The 7,652-nt window shown below is 28.4% G+C and carries 6 protein-coding genes; 1 reads left to right on the forward strand and 5 read right to left on the reverse strand.

The annotated features are described in order from the left end of the window. The coding region (dtd, locus tag ACLVEP_RS10110) for a D-aminoacyl-tRNA deacylase (RefSeq protein ID WP_412584603.1) at nucleotides 1-422 on the reverse strand (422 nt) is incomplete at its 3' end. A 77-nt stretch (nucleotides 423-499) separates the two neighbouring features. On the opposite strand from dtd, the gene ACLVEP_RS10115 reads away from it, so the two are divergent. Further along, the gene (locus ACLVEP_RS10115) at nucleotides 500-1,768 is read left to right on the forward strand and encodes a replication-associated recombination protein A (protein ID WP_318001198.1); all 1,269 of its coding nucleotides are present in this window, start codon (nucleotides 500-502) and stop codon (nucleotides 1,766-1,768) included. Here the strand turns inward: ACLVEP_RS10115 and miaA are convergent. From miaA to cotE, 4 genes are read right to left on the reverse strand one after another with little or no spacing between them, the layout of a single operon-like run. After that, nucleotides 1,765-2,688, reverse strand: a complete 924-nt coding sequence (gene miaA, locus ACLVEP_RS10120; RefSeq protein ID WP_412584605.1) for a tRNA (adenosine(37)-N6)-dimethylallyltransferase MiaA — start codon at nucleotides 2,686-2,688, stop codon at nucleotides 1,765-1,767. The genes ACLVEP_RS10115 and miaA overlap by 4 nt on opposite strands. Beyond that, on the reverse strand, nucleotides 2,688-4,493 hold the full coding sequence (mutL, locus tag ACLVEP_RS10125) for a DNA mismatch repair endonuclease MutL (RefSeq protein ID WP_412584606.1): 1,806 nt from the start codon (nucleotides 4,491-4,493) through the stop codon (nucleotides 2,688-2,690). Before mutL ends, miaA begins: the two co-directional genes overlap by 1 nt. Before the next feature lie 9 nt (nucleotides 4,494-4,502). Next, nucleotides 4,503-7,010 (reverse strand): DNA mismatch repair protein MutS, encoded by a 2,508-nt coding sequence (mutS, locus tag ACLVEP_RS10130; protein WP_412584608.1) that lies wholly within the window; start codon nucleotides 7,008-7,010, stop codon nucleotides 4,503-4,505. Between the two features lie 54 nt (nucleotides 7,011-7,064). Continuing rightward, nucleotides 7,065-7,544: an outer spore coat protein CotE gene (gene cotE / locus ACLVEP_RS10135; RefSeq protein WP_412584610.1), complete on the reverse strand. Its 480-nt coding sequence runs from the start codon at nucleotides 7,542-7,544 to the stop codon at nucleotides 7,065-7,067. Nucleotides 7,545-7,652 lie beyond the last annotated feature (108 nt).

Raw genomic sequence — 7,652 nt, forward strand, 5'->3', positions numbered from 1 at the left:
ATTGTTGTTGGTCCATCATTGATCAGTGAGACTTTCATCATCGCTCCAAAGATTCCTGTTTCTGTATGGACCCCTGCTTTTTCTAATGATTTATTAAAATAGTCATATAATGGTTTTGATATTTCTGGTTTAGCAGCATCTAAAAAACTAGGTCTTCTTCCTTTTTTACAATTTGCATATAAAGTAAATTGTGAGATGGAAAGAATTTCTCCTTTGATATCCATCAATGATAAATTTAATTTTTCATTTTCATCTTCAAAAATTCTTAAATTAATAAGTTTATTAACCATCTTATCAACAATTTCTTCATTATCATCATTCGTAATACCCACTAATACCATAAATCCTTGTTTAATTTGTCCATTTATTTTTCCTTCAATTTCAACACTTGCTTCACTTACTCTTTGTACAACTAATCTCATATTCATTTCTACCTTTCTTTTTATAAAAGTGTTATAATCATTATAATTCATTTTGTATTAAGGAGGAAGATTTTTTTATGAGTGGAACTTTAGCTTATAATATGAGACCTCAATCTCTTTTAGATATATTAGGACAAAAACATATTATTGGTGAAAATGGTTTATTTACTAAATTTGTAGAAAAAAACCATCCCATGTCTGTTATTTTATATGGTCCACCAGGTTGTGGTAAAACAACTCTTGCAATGGCTTTAGCTCATGATTTAAATATGCCTTGTCGTACTTTTAATGCATCTACAGGAAATAAAAAAGAAATGGATTTGATTATTGAAGAAGCTAAATTATCTAATGGTCTTTTTGTCATTATCGATGAAATTCATCGTATGAATAAAATGAAACAAGATAATTTACTTCCTTATGTAGAAAGCGGTCTATTGATTATTGTTGGATGTACAACTGCTAATCCTTATCATTCAATCAATCCTGCCATTCGTTCAAGATGTCAAATCATTGAAGTTAAACCTTTAACTCAAGAAGATATTATTCAAGGTTTACATCATGCTTTAGATAGTGAAAAAGGCTATCATCATCAATATCAATGTGATGAAGAAGTCTTGCAACATATTGCTCGTCTTTCATCAGGAGATATTCGTTTTGCGTATAATTGTTTAGAAGTATGTACAATTATTTCTCATGATCATCATATTACTATTGAAGATGCTAAAAATGCTTTAACACAAGCTAATGGTCAATTTGATAAAGATGAAGATCAATATTATGATACTTTAAGTGGTTTACAAAAATCTATTCGTGGAAGTGATCCTAATGGAGCCATGTATTATTTTGCAAAGTTGATAGAATATAATGATATTGAATCTTTAGAAAGACGTGTCCTTGTTTGTGCATATGAAGATGTTGGACTTGCTAATCCAAATGCTTGTATGCGTACTGTTGCTGCTTTTCAAGCTGCTAGAACAGTAGGATTTCCTGAAGCAAGAATTCCTATCGCAAGTGCTATTATTGATTTATGTCTTTCACCTAAATCTAAATCATCAGAAGCAGCTATTGATGCTGCCTTAGCTTCTTTAAGACAACAATCTTTGCCTGCACCTGAATATTTAAGATTAACACCTGTTGGTCTAGAAGAAGATGAAAAATATAATTATGATCGTCCTGAGTTATGGGAATATATTCAATATTTACCTGATCAAATCGCAAATAATCAATTCTATGTACCTTGGATGACAAGTCAATATGAAAAAGCTTTAGCTGAAAATTATCGACGTATTTTAAGACATGGTCGTACAAGTAATATTAAAAAATTAAATCATACAAAAAAATCCTAAATTTTTAGGATTTTTTCTATATCATCTGTTACTTGTTTAATAGTTTGTTCAAAATGTTCTAAATTTACATCATACCAATGAACATCAAATTGGTTTTTAAACCAAGTATACTGTCTTTTAGCGTATTGTCTTGAATGCTTTTTAATCAGTTCTAAAACTTCATTTAAATCTATTTGATGATCATAATAATCAAACCATTCCTTATAACCAATCGCTTTCATACTTTGATGATTTCTTGTAAGTCCTTGACTATAAAGTTGATCCATTTCCTCTTTTAACCCATTTTTCATCATCACATCAACACGTTTATTAATTCTTTCATATAAAACATCTCTAGGAAGCGTTAATCCTACAAAATAAGCATCATATAAGCAAACATGTTCTTGTTCTTCTAACATTTCACTTTTTCTTTTACCTGTTGTTTCATAGATTTCAATAGCTCTTAAAACACGTCGACGGTTATTAAAGTGTAATGTTTTTGCACTTTCTTCATCGATTGATTTTAAATGATCATGTAATTGTTCATTTGTATAATCTTTATATTTTTCATTTATTGCATGATGATCGTTTTCCATTTCATCAAATTGATAATCATATAATGCTGCTTTTATATATAAGCCTGTTCCTCCAACAATTATTGGAACATGTCCTCTTTGGGTAATTTCTGTTATCTTTTTTCTTACTGTTTGTTGAAAATCATGAACACTATATGTTTCATCAGGATTTAAAATATCTACACAATGATGAATAATACCTTCTTTTTCTTCTTCTGTGACTTTAGCAGTTCCTATATCCATCTGTTTATAAATTTGCATAGAATCTCCACTAATAACTTCTCCATTGAACTTTTTAGCAAGAGCTACTCCCATTTTTGTTTTACCAACACTTGTTGGTCCAATTACAACAATTACTTTTTCCATTATACGACCCTCTTAAATAATTTTTCTAATTCATATGCTGAATAATGAATAATCGTTGGTCTTCCATGTGGGCAAACATAAGGATTATCACAACGCATTAAATTATCAACAATTGTTTGCATTGATTCAATTGATAGATGACTATTTCCTTTTAAAGATGCTTTGCAACTTAATGTTGCTATAGCATGTTCTTGTAAAGAAAGTAAATCGATTTTATTATCTTTTAAGATTTGTTGAATCATATCTTCAATAAATAAATGTTCATTAATTTGATTCATCCACATTGGCAGTTGTTTAATAATAAAACCATTACCAAAAGGCTCTAAATCAATGCCAACTTCTTTTAATAAATCTTTTCTTTCTTCAATCATCATACATTCACTTAAAGGATATTCAACTGTAATAGGTACTAATAAATCTCTCATTGTCATATCTGGATGACTATATTTTTCTAGAAAATATTCATAATTGATTCTTTCTTGTGCAGCATGTTGATCTATCAAATACATTCCACTTTCATCTTCACCTACAATATAAGTTCCATGAATTTGTGCTTTTACAAATATTTTCTTTTTCATTTCTTTTAAAGGCACTTCCACTTTTTCAAGTTGGATAGGTTCTTCAACAAGCTTTTCTACAGGTTCTGTTATATATTCATTTTTTTCTTCATGTACAAATAGTGGTTGTTTTTCTTCTTGAATAAATGAAGCTAGTGGTTTTTCTTGAACTTTTGTAGGAATTTCTTGTCTAAAATCAATATCTAGATCCATTTGATCTAGTTGTGGTTTAAAGACTGGTTTTTCTTCTTTAACTTGATAGGTTAAATTTACATTTTCTAAAGTTTTAGATACCGCATCAAAAATCAATTGTTTTAATTCATATTCTTTAGAAAACTTAACTTCTAACTTACTTGGATGAACATTGACATCCACTAAATAAGGATCAATTTCAATATTGATGACTGCAATAGGATAACGATTATCTGCTAAATATTTACGATATGCTTGATTAATAGCATCGATTGCTACTTGATTTTTAACAATACGATGATTGACCATCGTAACAATATGATTCTTACTTGCCCTATTCACTTCAATTTTGCCAATAAAACCTTCTATTTGAAATTCATCATTTCCAGCTTTTAAATTCAACATATTTTTAACCATAGATAACCCATAAATCTGATGAATAACTTCTAATAAATTTCCATTCCCATTTGTTTTATAAGTCAATTTATCATTATGCATTAAAGTAAAAGCAATATCTGGATGAGATAAAGAAAGTCTTTCTACATAATTTTGTATATGTGCAAATTCAGCATTGACAGATTTTACATATTTTAATCTTGCTGGAACATTTTGAAAAAGCTTTGAAACAGAAATATTTGTTCCTCTATTAAGATCACTTTGTTTTTGTTCAATAAATTTACCAAATTCATAGATGACTGTTGATCCTTGACTTCCATCACTGGTTTTTAAAACAAAATGAGAAATAGAAGCAATGGAAGGAATAGCTTCGCCTCTAAAACCTAATGTTTGAATACAAAATAAATCTTGATCATTATAGATTTTACTTGTTGCATGTCTTGAAAAACAAAGACATGCATCTTCTTTATCCATTCCTAAACCATCATCAATAATTTGAATTAAATTCATTCCTCCTTCTTCTATAATAATATCTATTTTAGAAGAAGAAGCATCAATACTATTTTCAACTAATTCTTTGACAACATTTGCTGGTCTTTCAATAACTTCACCAGCTGCTATTTTATTTGCTAAAATATCATCAAGTTGTTTTATTTTCATAGGCCACCTCTACTTTACTAATTTTTTTAATTCGATTAAAGTTGACAAAGCATCTAATGGTGATAAAGCCATTGGATCAATTGTCTTTAAATATTTTTCAACTTCACTTTCTTTTTCAATAACTTGAACTTGTTTTTCTTCAATTAAACGATCTTCTACATTATTTTCTTCAAGTGTTTCTAATACTAAATTAGCACGATTGATTACTTCATCTGGTAATTTAGCAAGTTTAGCCACATTGACTCCATAAGATTTATTAGAACGTCCTTTTTTAATTAAATATTCAAATACTAAATGATCATTATCTACTCTAGCACTGGCATGAACATTTTGAATACCAAGACCTTTATCTTCTAAAAATGTAAGTTCATGGTAGTGGGTTGAAAATAATGTCATACAATGAATTTCACTAGCAATATATTCAATCATTGCCTGGGCAATAGCCATTCCATCAAAAGTTGCTGTTCCTCGACCAATTTCATCAAATAAAATCAATGATTTTTCACTAGCAAAACGTAAAGCATTATTGGCTTCTAACATTTCTACCATGAAAGTTGATTGACCACTAATTAAATCATCACTGGCTCCAATACGCGTAAAGATCTGATCAAAGATCGTTAAATTAGCATATTTAGCAGGGACAAATGAGCCAATTTGCGCCATAATAACAATTAAAGCTACTTGTCTCATATAAGTCGATTTACCACCCATATTTGGCCCTGTAATTAAGACAACTGGTGAATTTTCATCAATTGAAACATCGTTAGGTACATATTTACCATGCCCCATGACTTTTTCAATGACACCATGTCTACCTTCTTTAATATCCATAATTTTTTGATCATTAAAGACAGGTCTTACATAACTATTTTCACTTGCTAACATTGCAAGAGATTGATAAACATCTACACGCGCAATAATTTTCGAAACATCTTGAATTAAATGAACTTCTTTTTTGATTTCATTTCTAACTTGAGTAAATAAAACATATTCTAATTTTTGAATTTTATCTTGTGCCGATAAAATCTTACTTTCCATATCTTTTAATTCAGGCGTAATAAATCTTTCTGCATTTGATAAACTTTGTTTTCTTGTATATTCGAATTCATCTTTAACAAGATCTAAACTTCCTTTTGTAACTTCAATATAATAACCAAAGACACGATTATAACCAACTTTTAAGTTTTTAATACCAGTTTTTTCTCTTTCTTTTTGTTCAAAATCAACTAACCATTGTTTTCCATGATCTCTTAAATAACGTAATTCATCTAATTCTTCATTAAAATGATCTTTGATAATATTTCCTTCTTTAATTGTAAGAGGAGGATTATCAATAATAGCATCATCAATGAGTTTTGTAATATGTGATAAATCAATGATTTGATCGGCTAATTGATCTGTTAAAGGTTCATTGAATGAATAAAGTTGTTGTTTTAATTCTGGTAAGACTTTTAAAGAAGAAGCAATCCATTTTAAATCTCTTGCATTAATGTTTCCAAAAGCAATACGACTTGATAGTCTTTCTAAGTCATAGATTTCTTTTAATATTTCTTTAATACTTTCTCTTTGAATAAATTGTTGGGTAAAGATTTCAACAATATCTAATCTTTCTTCAATGGCTTCTTTTTTTAAAAGTGGTCGATCAATATAACTCTTTAAAAGTCTTGCTCCCATTGCTGATTTTGTCATATCTAATAACCAAAATAAGGAACCATATTTTTCATGATCTTTAGAATTTTCAGTTAATTCTAATGATTTTTTAGTATAAAGATCCATTGTCATAAAATCTTGATTATTGATTTCTTCAATCATTTGAAGATGTTCTAAGTCTCTTTTTTGTGTTTCAATTAAATAATTTAATAATAAAGTAGCTACTTTAATTTCTTTTAAATCCTTTATATTATGAAAAATATCTCGATATTTTTCATTAAATGTTTCATTATCATAATGAGATACCATAATTGAATCATTAAAGCTATATGTACAATCACTTTTAACAACAATTTCTTTAACTTCCATCGAAGCTAATTGATTATTTAAAAGATGATCCTTTTTATCAATATTGATGACTTGAAATTCACCTGTTGTAATATCACAAAAAGCAAGTGTATAAACAAAATCAAAAATCATCATACACGCAATATAATTATTTTTATTTTTTGTCATTGAATCATCAAAAATAGTACCTGGTGTGACAATTTGAACAACACCACGTTCAACAATTCCTTTTTTACCAGGATCTGTTAATTGTTCAACAATAGCGACTTTATGACCATTATCTACTAATTTTTGAATATATCCACTCGCACTATGAAAAGGAACTCCACACATTGGAACTCTTTCTTTAGCGCCGGCATTTTTCCCTGTTAAAGCAAGTTCTAGTTCTTTAGAAACAATCATCGCATCATCAAAGAACATTTCATAAAAATCTCCTAATCTAAACATCACAATAGCATCTTTATTTTGTTCTTTAATGCCTAAATATTGCATCATCATTGGACTGTATTTTTGTTTCATTTTTACACCTCATTCTAATTCGTTGATTATTATAACATAGAAAGAAACATCTTTCTATGTTATGAAATCGGGATTAATTTTCATTTCAAGTTCTTCATCATTTGTTTTACTTTCTACAAGAATTGTTGTATCACCAATGATTTTTAAAGACATTTGTTTTTCTATTTCGATGTGCATTGTTTTATTTTCTAAGGTTGCATGGATACATCGAGGTAAGTATTGACTTTCAACAATAATTTGATCATTTTGACTGAGTTGATGATCTTTCATATTTAAATCAATAGCATCTTGGTAATGCACTTGTTGTTTTAATAAATAACTTTCATTTAAATAACTATACCAAATATGCAAATCAAAACTTCCTTCTATAAATGGTTGATGCTCCCTAATGATTCCTTGATATTGATGATTACAAATCCAACATCCTAGTATTTTATCAATCTCATTAACAACATAATCATATTTAGAAATCGTTTTTTTCGTTCCTTTTGATAAAGTTGCCTTGGTCATGATTTCATACACTTTACCAGCCATTTTGTCACCCCATATAACAATATGTCTAAAAATAAAAAAAAGACTTCTAAGAAGCAATGTCATTAAGTTAAGACTTTTTTAAGAGAATTTCTATATTTTATAAAATAT

Source organism: Faecalibacillus sp. (assembly GCF_047023275.1).
Taxonomy (GTDB): domain Bacteria; phylum Bacillota_I; class Bacilli_A; order Erysipelotrichales; family Coprobacillaceae; genus Faecalibacillus.